General features: G+C 72.1%; 14 protein-coding genes. 2 read left to right on the top strand and 12 right to left on the bottom strand.

Annotated elements, in window-relative coordinates; translation table 11 throughout:
* Positions 1-19 precede the first annotated feature (19 nt).
* The gene (gene pyk / locus ACLBX8_RS15900) at positions 20-1,432 is read right to left on the bottom strand and encodes a pyruvate kinase (RefSeq protein ID WP_447699010.1); all 1,413 of its coding nucleotides are present in this window, start codon (positions 1,430-1,432) and stop codon (positions 20-22) included.
* A gap of 152 nt (positions 1,433-1,584) precedes the next feature.
* The gene (locus tag ACLBX8_RS15905) at positions 1,585-2,079 is read right to left on the bottom strand and encodes an SRPBCC family protein (RefSeq protein WP_100251872.1); all 495 of its coding nucleotides are present in this window, start codon (positions 2,077-2,079) and stop codon (positions 1,585-1,587) included.
* 155 nt (positions 2,080-2,234) lie between these two features.
* Between ACLBX8_RS15905 and ACLBX8_RS15910 the strand changes: the two genes are divergently transcribed.
* Positions 2,235-3,527 (top strand): lytic murein transglycosylase, encoded by a 1,293-nt coding sequence (locus ACLBX8_RS15910; RefSeq protein ID WP_447699009.1) that lies wholly within the window; start codon positions 2,235-2,237, stop codon positions 3,525-3,527.
* Between the two features lie 7 nt (positions 3,528-3,534).
* Here ACLBX8_RS15910 and ACLBX8_RS15915 read toward each other — a convergent pair whose 3' ends face one another.
* The 8 genes from ACLBX8_RS15915 to ACLBX8_RS15950 form a co-directional block, all read right to left on the bottom strand.
* Positions 3,535-4,323, bottom strand: a complete 789-nt coding sequence (locus tag ACLBX8_RS15915; protein ID WP_447715482.1) for an aldolase — start codon at positions 4,321-4,323, stop codon at positions 3,535-3,537.
* 94 nt (positions 4,324-4,417) lie between these two features.
* Positions 4,418-5,434 (bottom strand): 5-oxoprolinase subunit C family protein, encoded by a 1,017-nt coding sequence (locus ACLBX8_RS15920; RefSeq protein ID WP_447699007.1) that lies wholly within the window; start codon positions 5,432-5,434, stop codon positions 4,418-4,420.
* Entirely contained in the window at positions 5,434-6,168 is a 735-nt protein-coding gene (locus tag ACLBX8_RS15925; RefSeq protein ID WP_447715483.1) for a 5-oxoprolinase subunit B family protein, read from the bottom strand. Before ACLBX8_RS15925 ends, ACLBX8_RS15920 begins: the two co-directional genes overlap by 1 nt.
* The gene (locus tag ACLBX8_RS15930) at positions 6,165-6,926 is read right to left on the bottom strand and encodes a 5-oxoprolinase subunit PxpA (RefSeq protein WP_100251877.1); all 762 of its coding nucleotides are present in this window, start codon (positions 6,924-6,926) and stop codon (positions 6,165-6,167) included. The genes ACLBX8_RS15925 and ACLBX8_RS15930 overlap by 4 nt, the downstream gene beginning before the upstream one ends.
* A 28-nt stretch (positions 6,927-6,954) precedes the next feature.
* Positions 6,955-8,226: an MFS transporter gene (locus tag ACLBX8_RS15935; RefSeq protein ID WP_447715484.1), complete on the bottom strand. Its 1,272-nt coding sequence runs from the start codon at positions 8,224-8,226 to the stop codon at positions 6,955-6,957.
* 43 nt (positions 8,227-8,269) lie between these two features.
* On the bottom strand, positions 8,270-9,085 hold the full coding sequence (locus ACLBX8_RS15940; RefSeq protein ID WP_100251878.1) for a putative hydro-lyase: 816 nt from the start codon (positions 9,083-9,085) through the stop codon (positions 8,270-8,272).
* Between the two features lie 165 nt (positions 9,086-9,250).
* The gene (locus tag ACLBX8_RS15945) at positions 9,251-10,159 is read right to left on the bottom strand and encodes a LysR family transcriptional regulator (RefSeq protein WP_091680547.1); all 909 of its coding nucleotides are present in this window, start codon (positions 10,157-10,159) and stop codon (positions 9,251-9,253) included.
* 159 nt (positions 10,160-10,318) lie between these two features.
* Positions 10,319-11,827, bottom strand: coding sequence for an oligosaccharide flippase family protein (locus tag ACLBX8_RS15950; RefSeq protein ID WP_447715485.1), 1,509 nt, complete (start codon positions 11,825-11,827; stop codon positions 10,319-10,321).
* A gap of 808 nt (positions 11,828-12,635) precedes the next feature.
* Here ACLBX8_RS15950 and ACLBX8_RS15955 point away from each other — a divergent pair.
* Positions 12,636-13,562, top strand: a complete 927-nt coding sequence (locus tag ACLBX8_RS15955) for a glycosyltransferase family 2 protein (RefSeq protein WP_447715486.1) — start codon at positions 12,636-12,638, stop codon at positions 13,560-13,562.
* A 40-nt stretch (positions 13,563-13,602) separates the two neighbouring features.
* On the opposite strand, the gene ACLBX8_RS15960 is transcribed toward ACLBX8_RS15955, so the two are convergent.
* Positions 13,603-14,016 (bottom strand): DCC1-like thiol-disulfide oxidoreductase family protein, encoded by a 414-nt coding sequence (locus ACLBX8_RS15960; protein ID WP_020093073.1) that lies wholly within the window; start codon positions 14,014-14,016, stop codon positions 13,603-13,605.
* On the bottom strand, positions 14,013-15,692 hold the full coding sequence (locus ACLBX8_RS15965) for a hypothetical protein (RefSeq protein ID WP_447715487.1): 1,680 nt from the start codon (positions 15,690-15,692) through the stop codon (positions 14,013-14,015). Before ACLBX8_RS15965 ends, ACLBX8_RS15960 begins: the two co-directional genes overlap by 4 nt.
* Between the last annotated feature and the right edge of the window lie 241 nt (positions 15,693-15,933).

The raw sequence follows: 15,933 nt of genomic DNA on the forward strand, positions 1-15,933 counted from the left end.
CGGCGTCCGATCGGGCGCCTCAGACCTGCATCAGGCGGATGTTGTTGGTGTTGCCCGCCGTGTGGAACGGGATGCCGGCGGTGACCACGATGACGTCGTTCGGCCGCGCGAAGCCTTCGTCCCGGGCGTGGTGGCAGGCCTTCGAGGTCATCTCCTCGTAGCTGTCGACGTCCTCCGTCAGGACGCTGTGCGCCCCCCAGAGCAGGCTCAGCCGCCGCGAGGTCGCGACGTTGGGGGTCAGGGCCAGGATCGAGGCCGCGGGCCGCTTGCGCGCGACCCGGGCGGCCGTCGTCCCGCTCGCCGTGTAGGCGACGATGGCCGCGGCGCGCACCGCCTCGGCGAGGTCGGCAGTGGCGGTCGCCACGGCGTGGGGCGGCGTCTCCTCCTCGCCCGGCTCCGAGGCCGCGACGATCGAATGGTAGAGCTTGTGGCCCTCCACGCTCCGGATGATCCGGTCCATCATCGCCACCGCTTCGACCGGGTAGCGGCCGGTCGCGGATTCCGCCGAGAGCATCACGGCGTCGGCGCCGTCGTAGATGGCGGTGGCGACGTCCGACGCCTCCGCCCGGGTGGGCGCCGGGGCATTGACCATCGAGTCGAGCATCTGGGTCGCCACCACGACGGGCTTCACGGCGAGCCGGCAGGCCCGGATCAGCTCCTTCTGCCGCCCCGGCACGTCCTCGTGCGGGATCTCGACGCCGAGATCGCCGCGGGCGACCATCACGGCGTCGGAGAGCCGGATGATGTCGTCGATCCGCTCCAGCGCCTGCGGCTTCTCGATCTTCGACATGATGCCGGCGCGGTCGCCGATGATCCCCCGCGCCTCGATGACGTCGGACGGCTTCTGGACGAACGACAGGGCGACCCAGTCGACGCCGAGGTCGAGCCCGAAGGCGAGGTCCGCCCGGTCCTTCTCGGTCAGCGGCGACAGGTCCAGCAGCGTGCCCGGCAGGTTCACGCCCTTGCGGTTCGAGATCGGCCCGCCGGTGACGACCTCGGCGGTGATGGAGGTCCGCTCGGGCCCGGTGACCCGCACCCGAACCCGCCCGTCGTCGATGAGGAGCTCCTGGCCCGGCACGACGGCGTCGAAGATCTCCGGGTGGTGCAGCGGGATCGCCTGCTTGTCGCCGTCCGCGCCGTCGAGGACGAAGCGCACCGTCTCGCCGGCCTGGAGATCGAGCCGGCCGCCCTGGAGCGTGCCGATGCGGATCTTCGGCCCCTGGAGATCCTGCAGGATGCCGATCGGCCGGCCGACCTCCTTCTCGAGGGCGCGGATGGCCGCGTGGACCTTGGCGTGATCCGCCTGGACGCCGTGGCTGAAATTGAGCCGGAACGTGTCGACGCCGGCGAGGAACAGGGCGCGGAGCTGGTCCGGGGCGGAACTGGCGGGACCGACGGTGGCGACGATCTTGGCGTGGCGGTGACGGCGCATGCGGGTCTCGGCCTCCTGAGGCTGCCTCTGGGAATCGAGCCGGGCGCTCGGTCGCGCCGACGGCGCTCACATCGGTCCGCGACGGCCCCGCGGCGAGGCCTCGCGGCGCCCGGCGGGCGATTTTTCGCGCGGCGGGCCGATTCGGCGGGAGGCTATCTGGCCGCCTCGCGGGCGATTCCGGCAAGCCCGGCGTCGAACACGCCCGTGATGTCGGCGACGGCGTCGGCGTCGCTCATGCCCTCGGCGTCGAAGGTCGCGCTCCAGATCACCGTGGAGCCCGCGCCGTCGCGACGGACCGCCAGCGTCGCGTTGTAGGCGCGCACCGGCAGGGGCCCCTGGATGAAGCTGTAGCTGTAGCTCATGCCGGTCTCGTCGCGCGCGGTCTCGACCTCGGCGATCGTGCCCTTGCCGCCCTTCACCACGAGGCCGCGGATCTGCGCGCGGATGCCGTCATCCTCGTCCTCGCCCGACAGGATGCAGCGCTGGACCTGCGGGTGCCAGTGCTGGATCGCGCAGAAATCGCCGACCAGCGCCCAGACCGCGGCGGGCGGGGCCGGGATGTCGCGGCTGCGGGTGACCTCCAGGGCGCTGGCCGGTCCGGCGGCTAGGACGGCCGCGCCGATCGCCGTCAGGGAAGCGGGATGCATCACGGGTCGGTCTCCGGTCCGCCGGGCTGATGTGACGCGACTTGGAGCGCCGCCCGGCCGCGGCGAGCCCCGGGGCCGCGACGGACCGCGTCTCGAAGGTGTCGCTGCCGGCGCGGTATGCTACGCCGCGCCCGTCAGGATCACCGGACATGCCCATGGACGATCGCGCTGCGCCGAAGCGGCCCGCGACCCGGAGCGGCGCCGCGCGCGCGGCCCTGACGACCGGCGCCGCGCTCGTCATCGGCACGGCCATGCCGGCGCTCGCCGCGGGGTCGGACCCGTCGCCGCCGGCCGCGCCGCAGGCTTTCGAGGCCTGCCGGGCCGACCTGATCGCCTGGGTCACGGCCCGCGCCGTGCCGCAGGGCCTCGCCGAGGCGCAGCTCGCCGCGCTCAACCCCGACCCGGACGTGATCGCCGCGACCCAGAGCCAGGGCGAGTTCGTCCGTCCGATCTGGGACTACATCGAGGCCAGCGTCACGCCGGCCCGCGTCGAGGCCGGTCTGCGCAAGCTCACCGAGCACGCCGACACGCTCGCCGCCATCGAGGCCAAGTACGGGGTCGACCGCCACGTCCTGGTGGCGTTCTGGGGGGTCGAATCGAGCTACGGCGCCGTGCTCGACAACCCGGCGGTGGTGAAGCCGGTCGTCCGCTCGCTCGCGACGCTCGGCTGCAGCGATCCCGCCCGGGCGACCTACTGGCGCGACGAGCTGGCGGCGGCGCTCCAGATCCTGGCCTGGAACCAGGCGCCCCTGGACCGGATGCCGGCGGGGCTGACCGGGTCCTGGGCCGGCGCCATGGGGCACACGCAGTTCATGCCCAGCGTCTACCAGCGCGAGGCGGTCGATTTCGACGGCGACGGCCGGCGCGACATCTGGACCTCGGTGCCGGACGCCCTCGCGTCGACGGCGAACTATCTTCGCAGCCACGGCTGGAAGCACGGCGCGGGATGGGGCAGCGAGGCGGTGCTGCCCGAGACCTTCGACGCGGCGCTCGCCGACGAGACGACGGTCCGCACCGTCGCGGCGTGGCGGGCGCTCGGCGTGAGGCCCGCCCGCGACCGCGCCCTGCCGGACACGGCCGAGGCGACCCTGATCCTGCCCGCCGGGATCCGCGGCCCCGCCTTCCTGCTGCAGCCGAACTTCGCGGTGATCCTCCGCTACAACACGGCCCTGTCCTACGCGCTGACCGTCGCGCTCCTGTCGGACCGCCTGCGCGGCGACCCGGGCCTGGTGCACGACTGGCCGCGGGGCGACCGGCCCCTCACCGGCGACGAGCGGCGCGACCTGCAGACCCGCCTGACGGAGCGCGGCTTCGCCACCGGCGGGGTCGACGGCAAGATCGGCCCGAAGACGCGGGCGGCGCTGCGCGCCTTCCAGGGGTCGGTCGGCCTGCCGCCGGACGGTTACGCCGACGCCGCGCTGCTGGACCGGGTCCGGGCCGCGCCCTGACGGGCGCTCACGCCAGGAAGGCGGGCTCGTCCCGGGCCAGAACCCGCTTGACGCTCTCCAGATGGAGGCGGGCGCTCTCGGCGCGCCCGGCCGCCTCCTGGGCCGCCACGCGCTGTACGATCGCCTCGGGCACGGCCTTGAGCGCGCGCCCCGTGCTCATGGCCAGGACCTGCGCCTGTGCGGCGCGCTCCAGGTAGTAGAGGTCGTCCCAGGCCTCCGCGATCGTCTCGCCCAGCACCATCACGCCGTGGTTCTTCAGGAACACGACGTCCGCCTCGCCGGCGCTCTCGGCGATCCGCCGGCCCTCGGACGAATCGAGCGCGAGACCGTTGTAATCCTCGTCCACCGCGATCCGGCCGTAGAAGCGCAGCGCCGTCTGGCCCGCCCACACCAGGGGCTCGCCCTCCAGCATGGCCAGGGCCGTGGAATAGGGCATGTGGGTGTGGAACGCGGCCCGGGCGCGGGGCTTCAGCCGGTGCAGCTCGGCGTGGATGTGGAAGGCGGTGGCCTCGGGCTGGCCGTCGCCCTCGAGGACGTTGCCGTGGAAGTCGCAGAGGAGAAGGCTCGACGCGGTGACCTCCGCGAAGGCGAGGCCGTAGGGATTGACCAGGAACAGGTCGGGCCGCTCCGGCAGCACCGCCGAGAAGTGGTTGCAGATGCCCTCTTCCAGACCGTTGCGCGCGGCCCAGCGCAGGCAGGCGGCGAGGTCGACCCGGGCGCGGCGCACGCTGTCGGCGTTCAGGGGCTCGTTGCTGCGGGCGGGCGGGGTTCCCGGGGCGGTAACGGCGTGCGCCATGCGTGCGGGCTTTCCTGTGTCGGGGTTCGGGCCGGGGACTCGACCGGTCCCGCCACTCTAGACGCTCGCTCGCCCCTGCGCAGCCGCTCCGCGCTCAGGCGCGGCCGTCCGTGACGCCGCCGACGAGATTGAGGCCGAGCAGGAAGTCCGACGCGAAATCCGTGCGGATGACCGGCTCGCGCGGGACCGCCTCGCGCAGGAGATCGCGCTCGGCGCGGCGCGCCGCGACCGCCTCCGCCACCGAGACGCGCCGGAACGACAGGCTCGCCCCGCCCCGGACCTGCGCCAGCCGCCCGAGATCCGGCCCGATGACCGTGGCGATCTTCGGGTAGCCGCCGGTGGATTGCCGGTCGGCCATCAGGATGATCGGCAGGCCGTTGCCGGGGACCTGGATCGCCCCCATGGCGACGCCGTCCGAGACGATGTCGTGCCCCTTGGCGTGCCTCAGCGGCGTGCCGTCGACGAAGCAGGCCATCCGGTCGCCCCGCGGCGAGACCGTCCAGGGACCGGCCAGGAACGCCGCGATCTGGTCGGGCGCGAAGTAGTCGTCCTGCGGGCCCAGCACGACCCGGATCTCCCGGCCGTCCCGGGCGAGCCAGGGCGCGACGAGCCGCTGCGGCGCTCCGTCCGCCGTCCGGCCCTCGGCGACGGGGAGGCGGTCGCCCGCGGCGAGGCCGCGCCCGTCGAGGCCGCCGAGCCCCGAGCGGGTATGGGTCGCCGCCGATCCCAGGACCGGCGCCACGTCGAGCCGCCCGGCGACCGCGAGGTAGCCCCAGGCGCCGGCATCGCCGGCCCGCACGACGAGGGTCTGGCCGGGCTCCAGGGCGAGCGCGACCGTGTCGGGCAGGGGCACGCCGTCCAGCGCGATGCGGAAGCCCGGCGCCAGCAGGGCGATCCCGACGGCGCCATCCTCCGCCGAGACGGTGACGCCGCCGGTGGAGATCTCGATGGCGGTGGCGTCGAGGGGGTTCGACGCCGCCCGGTTGGCCGCGGCGTGCATCAGCGGGTCCATCGGGCCAGCGGCCGTGATGCCGTAGCGCAGGTAGCCGTGCCGGCCCCCGTCCTGCAGGGTGATGCCGGGCCCGGCGGAGTCGATGACGAGGGCGGGCATCAGCGCGCCTCCCCGCGGCGGGCCACCGGCTCGCCGGCCGCCTCGCGCGCCGTCAGGGCGTCGAAGGTCGCGGCATCCACGGGCTCGAAGCGGATCAGGTCGCCGGCGCCGACGAAGAAGCTCGGGTCGCGCTCCGGCGCGTAGAGGCGGGACGGCGTCGCGCCGATCACGTACCAGCCGGTCGGCATCGGCACGGTTGCCACCGCGGCGAGGCCGCCGCCGATCATGATGGCGTTGCGCGGGTGCGGCGGCCGCGGGCTCGCCCGCCGGGGCACCGCCAGGGGCTGCGGCAGGCCGCCGAGATAGGCGAAGCCCGGCGCGAAGCCGTACATGTAGACCCGGAACGTCGTGGCCGCGTGGGTCGACACCACATTCTCCGGGCTCAGGCCGCTCCGCTCGGCGACCTGCGCGACGTCCTCACCGTGGGGGGCGTCGTAGCAGCAGGGCAGGGTCCAGAGTATCGGGCTCGCCGCGCGCGCGGTCGCGCCGGCCACCAGCGCCCGGACCCGCTCGGCGAGCGTCTCGCGGTCGAGCACCAGCGGGTCGTAGTGCAGCATCAGGGAGCGGTAGGTCGGCACGCGCTCCCGCAGCCCCTCCGGCGGGTCCGCCCCGAGGGCGTCGTCGAGGGCCAGGACCCGGTCGCTGATCGCGGGGTCGACGGTGCTGCCGAACTCGACCACGAGGGCCGCCTCGCCGGCGTCGAGGAGCCGGGGCTCGTCCAGCGCCGCGCTCACGGCCGGAACGGCGCCAGCGTGACGCCCGCGCCCTCCAGCCGGGTCCGCACAGCCCGCGCCGTGGCGACGGCGTGGTCCGAATCGCCGTGGACGCAGATCGAGCGGATCGGCGTCGGCAGCGTTTGACCGTCGGCCGTGAGGATCGCGCCCGCCTCGACCATGCGCAGGACGCGGTCGGCCGCCTCGCCGGCATCGGTGATCATCGCGCCGGGCTGGCTGCGGGGGATCAAGAGGCCGCTCGGCGTGTAACCGCGATCGGCGAAGATCTCCTGGTGAACCTCGAGGCCGCAGGCCTCGCCCGCCGGCACCTGGGCGGTCAGCGCGATGGCGAGCAGCGCGAGCTCCCGGTCCACCGCGCGGACCGCGCGGGCGATGGCGTCGGCCACCGGCCGCTCCTCGGCGGCGACGTTGGCCAGCGCCCCGTGCGCCTTCACGTAGGTGATGCGGTGGCCGGCATAGGCGGCGAGCGCCTGCGCGGCGCCGATCTGGTAGGCGACGAGCCGCTCGATCTCGGCGGGGCTGTAGGGCATCCGCCGCCGCCCGAAGCCCCAGAGATCCGGGAAGCCCGGATGGGCGCCGACCGCGACGCCGCGCTCCTTCGCCAGCGCGAAGGTCCGGGCCATGATCTCGGGGTCGCCGGCGTGGAGGCCGCAGGCGACGTTGGCCGAGGTGACGATCCCGAGGATCGCCGCGTCGTCGCCGCAGGCGTAGGCGCCGTAGCCCTCGCCGAGGTCGGAATTCAAGTCCACGCTGGTCATCGCCGCCGCTCCGCGTGCCGATCGGGTCTCATAGGGCCGCAACGGGTTCCGGCTCGGCCGGATCCGCGCTGCGAGAATCGAGCGCGCGGCCCGCCGTCTCGGGCAAGAGAAGCGCCGCGACGATCACGAGGCAATAGGCGCCCGCCGCCACGACGCCGATGGCGATGCCGAGTGTCAGCGAGCCGCTGAGGTGGCCAACCACGGCCGGGCAGATCGCGCCGGTGGCGCGGCCGAAATTGTAGCAGAAGCCCTGCGCGGAGCCGCGGATCCGGCTCGGGAACAGCTCGCTCAGGAAGGCGCCCATCCCGGAGAAGACGCCGGAGAGGAAGAAGCCGAGGGGGAAGCCCAGCACCAGCATCACCGGGTCGGTGATCGGGATCAGCGTGTAGGCCAGGACGAGGATACCCGCGCAGAAGCCGAACAGGACGAAGCCCAGGCGGCGGCCGATGCGGTCGGAGAGCCAGGCGCTGGTCAGGTACCCGACGAACGACCCGAAGATCAGCATCAGCAGGTAGCCGCTGGTGTTCAGGACCGAGAGGTTGCGCTCGGTCTTCAGGTAGGTCGGGAGCCACGTCGTCACCGCGTAGTAGCCGCCCTGCATGCCGGTCGCGAGGAGGCTCGCCAGCACGGTCCGGCCGATCAGCGGCCGGGAGAAGATGTCGAGGAAGCTGCCGGTGTCGCCGACGTCCCGCATGGCGGCGCGGGTCTGCCGGTAGACCTCGGGGTCCTCGATGTTGCGGCGGATCCAGAAGATCAGCACCGAGGGGAGGGCGCCGAGCCAGAACAGGATCCGCCACGCCACCGCCGGCTCCGCCAGGGCGAACACGGCCCAGAAGGCGATCGCCGCGCAGGCCCAGCCGACCGCCCAGCTCGACTGGACGAGCCCCACCGCCTTGCCGCGGTAGCGGGCCTGGATCGTCTCGGCGATCAGCACCGAGCCCACCGACCACTCGCCGCCGAAGCCGAAGCCCTGCAGCGCGCGGGTCACGAGCAGCTGCTCGTAGGACTGGGTGAAGCCACTGAGCACCGTGAACAGGGTGAACCACGCGACGGTGCCCTGCAGGACGACGACCCGGCCGTAGCGGTCGGCGAGGATCCCGGCCGCCCAGCCGCCGATCGCCGAGGTCACCAGCGCGGCGGTGGCGATGTTGCCGGCCTCGACCTTGGTCAGGCCCCAGACCACGACCAGGGTCGGGATCAGGAACGTGTAGATCATGTAGTCGAACGCATCGACGCCGTAGCCCGCGAAGGCCGCGCCCAGGACCCGGCGCTCCGCCGGACTCGTGTCTCTCACCCACATGGCGCAACTCCTTTGCGGAATGGCCGCCGCGCGGCCGGGATGGTCACAGGAACGGCAGGTCGCGGTTGAGGAGGTCGGTGATCAGCATGTGACCGGGCGCGTGGGTGATGCAGAGCGGCAGCCGCGCCGCCATCGCCACCGCCTGCGGGGTGACCCCGCAGGCCCAGAAGACCGGGATCTCGTCCGGCTCGATCGGCACGGGGTCGCCGAAATCCGGCCGCGCGAGGTCGCGGATGCCGATCAGGCCCGGGTCGCCGAGATGGATCGGCGCCCCGTGGACCGCCGGCATCCGGGCCGTCACCTGCACGGCCTTGATGGCGTCCGCCGCCTTCATGGGCCGCATGGAGACGACGAGCGGACCGTGGAACGGGCCCGACGGCTGGGTGGCGATGGAGGTCCGGTACATCGCGACGTTGCGGCCGAGGGCGACGTGCCGGAGCGGGATGCCCGCCTCGATCAAGCCGGCCTCGAACGAGAAGGAGCAGCCGAGGACGAAGGTGACGAGGTCGTCCCGCCACACGCCAGTCAGGTCGGGCAGCTCCGCCACGAGCGCGCCGCCCTCGTAGACGCGGTAGCCGGGGACGTCTGTGGCGAGGTCGAGATCGGTCCCCAGCGTCGGCAGTGCGCGGTCGCCGGGCCGCGAGACGCCGAGGATCGGGCAGGGCTTCGGGTTCTGCTGGCAGAAGCGGTGGAAATCCTCCGCCATGGCCCGCGGCAGGATCATCAGGTTGCCCTGCGCGTGGGCGGGGACGAGACCCGAGGTGTGGCCCCGGAACCGACCCGCGCGGATCGCGCGCCGCGCGTCCGCCGCGTCGGCGAAGACAGGTGGCGCGCCGTCGGCGCCCGCGTGCTGGCTCACCGCGTTGATCTCCCTGGCTGGTCGTCGCGCGCCGGAGCGGCCGCGTCGGCCGTCCGTATTCCGCGAGATCCCGATCGCTTCAGCGATTCATTTCCTGCGGCAACGATCCCATCGCGCCGCGGGGCACGCCAATCGTGATTGCGAATGGGGCGCGATAAACCGGACTTATCGGCCGGCGGCCCAGGTCTCGGCGGCCCAGGTCTCGGCGACGTCCTGGGCGAGGCGGGCCGCGTCCGCCACGAAGTGGTGGGCCGGCCGCTTGGTGTGCATCGCCGTGAAGGTCAGGTCCGAGAGCTGCGGCTCGGCCGGCAAGACGCGCAGGGTGCCGGCACGCAGTTCGGCCTCGACCACGGCCGGGGGGATCACGCAGATCCCGAGGCCCTCCACGCCCATCTTCACGATGGTGGCCAGAGAGGCGCTCGTGTGGATCTGGCTCGGCAGGAGGTTCTCCTGCAGGACGAGATCGCGCAGCTCGACGTAGGGGCTGGTGTTGCGCGGGTAGGTGATGAGCGGGTGGTGCAGCAGCGCGCCGAGGCTCAGGGGCTCGTCGTCCGGCAGCAGGCCAGGCGCGGCGATCCAGGCGACGGGGGTGCTGAACAGGGGCCGGTTGGCGAAGCTCGGCAGGGTGATCGGGCCGACGAGGAGGGCGAGGTCGATCTCGTCGGCGACCAGGGCGGCCTGCATGTTGGGCGAGATGTCGACCGTGATGTCGACGCCGATCCCGGGATGGGTGGCGCGCATGCGCTCGATGAAGCGCGACAGCCAGAGGTGGACGATGGTCTCGGACACGCCGAGCCGCAGGGTGCCCCGCGTCCGGCCGGTCTCGTGCAGGGCCGCGCTCATCTCGGTCTGGAGCGCCAGGAACCGCTCCGCGAAGCCGAGGAGCAGGCGTCCCCGCTCCGTCAGCGCGACGTCCCGGCTGCGGCGCTCGAACAGCGTCCCGTACTCGTGCTCCAGGGCCGCGATGCGCTGGGAGACCGCCGGCTGCGTGGTGTTCACCTTCTCACTGGCGCGGCGAAAGCTCGAGAGTTTCGCGACCCAGTAGAATACCTCCAAGCTGCGGAAATCCGCCATCCCGCGATCGTCCCGCCTCGCCGCCGTGCCCGGCCATATCGCGCCGCGGCGCGCGGAAGCGCAAGCGTGCGGCGGTCCCCTCCGTACGGGAGAGGGGACCCGCCCCTCGAGCACATGCGCCCGGCTATCGCCCCCGTCTCGGGGTGATCGGGAACGGCTCTAGAGATCCGACACGGTCGTGGCCGGGCGGGCCGGGCGCATGTGCGCGAGCAGCAGGCGCGCTTCCGCGACGAGGGGATGGTCCAGGTACCAGAGGCCGCACACCCAGCCCGCGATGCCCGCGGCGATCGCGGCCGCGAGGCTCGGGAGCGGCGTCTCGGCCGACCATCCCCAGGCCGACATCACCAGGACGGCGGGCGCGACGGCGATGCCGGTCAGGACGGCGGCGTGGAGGTAGATGGGGGCGTAGTCGCGCCGGAACGTGTCGGTCATCCGCTCGAGATGCGGCCGGTAGAGGCCCACGGCCAGGAGCGCCTCGCCGACCCGTGCCGCGCCCGCGCCGCCGAGTCCGAACAGGCAGCCGATGCTGAACATCACGAGCCCGGCGCCGTGGCGCAGGAACTCGAACCGCGCCTGCAGGGCGGTCTGGTCCCGGATCAGGAACACCTCCCAGGTCATGCTGAGCGAACTCAGCACGATCGCCGCCAGGGACAGCAGGCAGAAGGGCAGCGCCGCGCCGTCCCAGCCCGGACCGAGCAGGACGCGCATGATCGGCCCGGCCAGGACGGCCGCGCCCGCGAAGGCCGGCCAGAGCAGCACGGTGATCATCCGCAGCGTGTGGAGGTAGCAGGTGCGCAGGGACTGCCCGTTCCGCTGCTGGTTCGCGAGGTCCACGAAGGTGATGCGCGTGATCACCACGTGCAGGTGGTCCCACATCAGGGTGTTGAGGCTCGCCGCGCGGGAGTACAGGCCGAGGGCGCTGAGCCCGAGCATCCGCCCGAGGACGAGGTCGCCCATCCGGCCGGCGATTCCCGCGACCCCCGCGATGGCGAAGAGCCGGCCGCCGTAGGTCAGGATCTCGCGCCAGCCCGCGAGGCCCATGCGCAGCGACACGTAGCGCAGGCCGAGGCCGTTCGCCGCCAGCGCCGCCGCGACGGCGCCCGCGGCCTGCCCGTAGGCTTGGCTCATGTAGCTGAAGCCGAGGAGCGCCAGCGCCAGCATCGCGCCGCTGGCGACGAGACCGCGCAGCATGTTGACGAGGGCCACGCCGCGGAAATTGCCGTGCCGCTCGATCATGGCGGCCGGGCGGAACTCCAGCGCGCCGACCAGCGGCACGACGGCGAGGATGGCCAGGGCGCGCTGGACCTCCGGCTCGCCCAGGAGGACGCTGCCGAACACGCTGAAGGCCAGGATCAGGATCGCCGCCGCGCCCGACAGGATCAGGTTCACCGTGAACACGCTCGCCAGCAGGGCCCCGTCCACCCGGTCCGCCCGGACGATGTAGCTCGACAGGCCGCAGGAGCGCAGCGTGGACAGCAGGCCCGCGATCGCGGCGGCGAGGCTGAAGATGCCGGTCTCGTGGGGCGTCAGCAGCCGCGCGAGGGCCAGCGAGGTGCCGAACTGTGCCAGGAACAACCCGCCCTGGCAGAATCCCATCCAGGCCAGGCTCCGGCGCTTCGAGAACGCGGGCGGCGCCGTCGCTTCCGGCCCCTCTCGGAGTTCTGCCATGGGATCCTTCGGACGCGACAGGGTGGCGGCGGCGCTGGCGGCGGCCAGGGCGCGATCGGTCGGGACGGCTTAACAGTGCCCGGTGGACCGCGGCAGCTGGCCAATCGGAGGACCGTGCCCACGCCCGATGGCCGAGGTCAGGTCGGGGCGCCGTGCAGATCAGGCGCTGCAGAGAGGCCCGAGAACTCGCCCGCTCCCGAGTCCGGGAATCCGATGTGACTGTATCGGGCGCACATATCCGTGATCTGCCCGCGTCATGAACCGGCACGTAATATATTCATCTTGCCGAACGCACTTCGAGCCCCGTTCACGCTGGCAGCACCGTATGCCGAGGCCGAACGAAGATTTCCGAATGTGCAAGCGGCGCGCGGCACGGCCGGGACGATCCGATGTTTCGGCCGAAGACCTCGCGGAAAGACTTGGAGTCCCGGTCGCGAGGCCGGACGGATCGCATTCCGTCACGGCGCGCGCGTGCCCTATTCCGCGTTATCGCCGATGGAACAGTAAATCTCCGCAAGATTTTCCCGGCTTGACGGGTCGGTGGGATCGAATACCGGAGATCATCGTCCGATGCCGGCGCGGATCTGGACTTTTCTATAGCCCGTCAGAGGATCCAAGCGGCCGTCGCTGTGCGTCGGGGACGCCAAATATTGCGCCGCCACAACTGCATGACATTCGGTTCCGCATCCAAAAGGCGTAGCCGCCCCTACGGCGCACGGACCGAGGAAGTGCAATAATATTACTATACATTGTCTGTGACTCGTTTTAGAAGGTCGCAATTCTGGCAGTATTTATGGAATAATGCCAAATGAAAATCAGCTTCATCGTATGTACTCGCAACCGTGTAGCGTCCCTTCTGCAGACGCTCGACTCGGTGGTCCGCGCGATCGAGGCCGCGCCCGAAGCTGAGGCCGAGATCATCGTCGTCGATAACGGGTCCGAGGACGGCACGGACGCGGCGTTGAAGCGCTGGTCCGCGTCCGTCTCGATCGATCGACACGACGTTCTGCTCCTCGCGCAGGCGCGCCCAGGTGTCGCCGGGTCTCGGAACGCCGCGATCGCGCGCGCGTCCGGAGACATCATCGCGTTCATCGACGACGATTGCGTCGTGTCGGACCAGTATCTGCGAGATCTGATCGCGCACTATGCCGGCGACACGGAAAGCGTCATCCGCGGTGGCCGTGTCGAACTGGGATCGACCCAGGACATCGATTTCACCACGAAGACCGAGGCCCTGGCGAGCCGGCTGACGTATCCGGCCCATCCCGGCGGCTTCGTCCACGGCTGCAACATGACCTGCAGCCGGGCCGTCATCGAGCGGATCGGCGGGTTCGACGCGGCGTTCGGCCCCGGGGCGACGTTCCGCGCGGCGGAGGACACGGACTTCATCTACCGCGGCTGGGCGGCCGGCGTGGCGGTCGAGTACGTGCCCGACATGAGCGTCAAGCACTTCCACGGGCGCCGGGACCCGCGCACGATCGACCGGCTGCACTGGAACTACCAGTTCGGCAACGGCGCGCTCTACGCCAAGCACATCGGCCGCAGCCCGTGGCTGATCAAGCACCTGTACTGGTCCGCCCGCAACGCCGCCCGCGAACTGGTCGGGGGCCCGCGCTTCGACGCGCAGCTCGGCCTGACGTGGCGCGCCATCGTGACCGCCAATCTGAGCGGCGTCCTGGCCTTCGCCTGGCACAGCGCGCGGACGCTGCTGACGCGCGTGCCCGCCCGGGCCTAGGGCGCTCCGGGCCGGCGGGAGGCGCGGGAGCGCGGCCCGCTCAGCGGGCCGGCGCGCCGCCGGGCCGCGCGAGGCGCGTCCGGCCGAGCATCCGGAGCGTGACGCGCCGCCCGAGCTTCATCGCCGGGTAAAGAAGCCGCGCGCGTCCGGGGCTGCGCAGCAGCCGCGCCAGGAGCCGGCTCGCCGCGCCCCGGTCGTCGCTGAGGCGCGACAGCAGGACGAGGGCGTCCGCGCCGTAATAGAGGTCCGGGCCGTGCCGGACGACCATGCCCTCGTCGAGGTCGTACCCGCGCCGCGCGATCTCGTCGACCAGGGGACCCCCGCTCCGGGCGTCCACCAGGGCGACGGTGCCGACCGACCGGCGCAGGGCCATGAGGTGCACGTAGTTGGAGCAGAACGGGCATTCGCCGTCGTAGACCACCGTCAGGGCGGCCTCGGTCGAGGGGGCGGTCATGGGGTCAGGTCGATCCTGTGCTCGGCTTCGGACACCACGCGGCGGACGGGGACGCCGTCCTGCAGGCTGAAGCAGACGGATTCGCGCCGGTACACGTAGGCGACGATGTCGGCCATGGCGAGGGTGTCGAAGCCGGCGGCGTACTGGAGCGGGACGAAGAAGTGGTGCGGATAGACCGCGTAGGGGAACAGGCCCGTCCTGTCGCGGATCGCGCTGACGAGGCGGTGGTAGCCCCGGACGTAGGCGTCCAGCGCCGGCCCGTCGATCTCCGACTTCGAGTATTCCTGACCCAGGCCGTCCGGTGCGGTCAGGACGGGAACGTCGCAGGTCGTCGAGGCCGTGACCTTGCGGAAGACCTGCGTGCCGCCGTTCGGGTTGTCGAGGGCGAAGGCGTTCGCCGCGTCGGGCGCGCCGTAGGCCATGTGGGCGAACGGGTAGGAATAGAAGGTGAAGAAGTTGGTCGGCACGTAGTGCCGCCGGCCGGTCCGGTCGACCGCCTCGAAGTACATCTTGTTGTTGGCCAGGGTGTCGTACCAGCCGAGCCAGGCCTGGGTCATGAACGTGTTGCCGGTCAGGATGAACAGCACCGACAGGATCCCGACCGAGACCGGGGGCCGCTCGTAGTGCCGGCTCACGACGACGGCCGCGATGGCGAGGTTCAGCATGATCCAGGGGGCGAAGTTGGCGCCCATGAGCACGATGATCGACAGGTGCATCACGTCGAAGCCGAGGAGCAGCAGCAGCAGCCAGCGGCGCGGCATGAGGATCCCCACCAGGGCGATGCCCTGGCCGACCAGGATGAGGGTGTTGGTCAGCGCGCTCGAATGGCTCAGGATCGTGCGCATCGCCTCCACCAGCACGGGCCAGCCGGCGTAGGGGACGTGGTTGTTGTCGAGGCCGACGATGAAGATCTTGCCGGGATCGTTGTTCAGCAGCCAGGAGAACGGCCCGTCGTCGAGCGTTACCTTGGCCAGGAATGACGAATAGTAGTTGCCGAGGTGGATGCTGATCGCCGCCGCTATCAGCACTTTCGAGAACATCGCGCTGGCCGACGCGACGTCCGACCGTGCCGCGGCGCCGAGCCCGCGCCAGTCGCGCAGACGCGCCGTCCCGTGGGCGACCAGCAGGCCCGCGACGAGGCAGAAGCTCACCTCCGCGAGCGGCACCACGTCGATGATGTGCCCGTGCCAGAGGCCGGTCACCCGGATGACCGCCTGCTTGCTCCAGACGAGGTAGGTGGCGCTGATCAGGGCGAGCGAGGGCCAGCGCAGGCAGAGCACGCCGCCGGCCACGGCCGCGACCCACAGCACCGCGATGGCCGTGACGGCGACGGTCGCCTTCGCCCCGGGCAGAATGACGGGGAAGAGCGGGTAGTGGATCAGCGCGTAGCCGCCCGCGATCACGCCGATCATCTGCAGCAGCCGGACCGACGCGAGATCGGCGGCGGCGAAGCGCACCCGCGTCATCGCGAGGGCCAGCGCCACGGGCAGCACCACGCCGTAGTAGTTGTTGATCGCCGTGACGCCGTGCGAGATCTTCAGCAGGACCAGCAGGGCGCCGATCTGCGCGAGCAGGATCAGGTAGTAGCGCGCCCGCTCCGCCACCGGTCGGACGAGGCGTCGCAGGGCGGTGTCGAGGGCCTTGTCCGGGCCGGTGATCGGGAGCGTGCTGCTCATCGTCTGTCTTCCGCCGCGCTGGTGCGACCGCCGCTGCGCGCAGCGACGACCTCTCATCCTCAAGGGCCCGCGACGACGGGGCGGCCAGCGGCCGAACGGGGTCCGCCGTCATGCGGGCGTCTCGAGGAGGACCCGCCGCGGACCTGTCCTGCCGCCCCGGGTTCCTGCCTCGCCGGAGAGCTTGGCACTTCACGGGGGTGTGAGAGGCTGCAAAGAGGGCGATCGCCCCTACGCCTTTCGG

The sequence above is a fragment of the Methylobacterium sp. D48H genome, from assembly GCF_053345715.1.

Excerpts from the sequence above, each read along its gene's own strand:
- ACLBX8_RS15955 (WP_447715486.1), top strand. The coding sequence starts at position 12,636 with ATGAAAATCAGCTTCATCGTATGTACTCGCAACCGTGTAGCGTCCCTT.
- ACLBX8_RS15910 (WP_447699009.1), top strand. The coding sequence starts at position 2,235 with ATGGACGATCGCGCTGCGCCGAAGCGGCCCGCGACCCGGAGCGGCGCC.
- ACLBX8_RS15935 (WP_447715484.1), bottom strand. The coding sequence starts at position 8,226 with ATGTGGGTGAGAGACACGAGTCCGGCGGAGCGCCGGGTCCTGGGCGCG.
- ACLBX8_RS15945 (WP_091680547.1), bottom strand. The coding sequence starts at position 10,159 with ATGGCGGATTTCCGCAGCTTGGAGGTATTCTACTGGGTCGCGAAACTC.
- pyk (WP_447699010.1), bottom strand. The coding sequence starts at position 1,432 with ATGCGCCGTCACCGCCACGCCAAGATCGTCGCCACCGTCGGTCCCGCC.
- ACLBX8_RS15950 (WP_447715485.1), bottom strand. The coding sequence starts at position 11,827 with ATGGCAGAACTCCGAGAGGGGCCGGAAGCGACGGCGCCGCCCGCGTTC.
- ACLBX8_RS15960 (WP_020093073.1), bottom strand. The coding sequence starts at position 14,016 with ATGACCGCCCCCTCGACCGAGGCCGCCCTGACGGTGGTCTACGACGGC.
- ACLBX8_RS15905 (WP_100251872.1), bottom strand. The coding sequence starts at position 2,079 with ATGCATCCCGCTTCCCTGACGGCGATCGGCGCGGCCGTCCTAGCCGCC.
- ACLBX8_RS15915 (WP_447715482.1), bottom strand. The coding sequence starts at position 4,323 with ATGGCGCACGCCGTTACCGCCCCGGGAACCCCGCCCGCCCGCAGCAAC.
- ACLBX8_RS15920 (WP_447699007.1), bottom strand. The coding sequence starts at position 5,434 with ATGCCCGCCCTCGTCATCGACTCCGCCGGGCCCGGCATCACCCTGCAG.
- ACLBX8_RS15965 (WP_447715487.1), bottom strand. The coding sequence starts at position 15,692 with ATGAGCAGCACGCTCCCGATCACCGGCCCGGACAAGGCCCTCGACACC.
- ACLBX8_RS15930 (WP_100251877.1), bottom strand. The coding sequence starts at position 6,926 with ATGACCAGCGTGGACTTGAATTCCGACCTCGGCGAGGGCTACGGCGCC.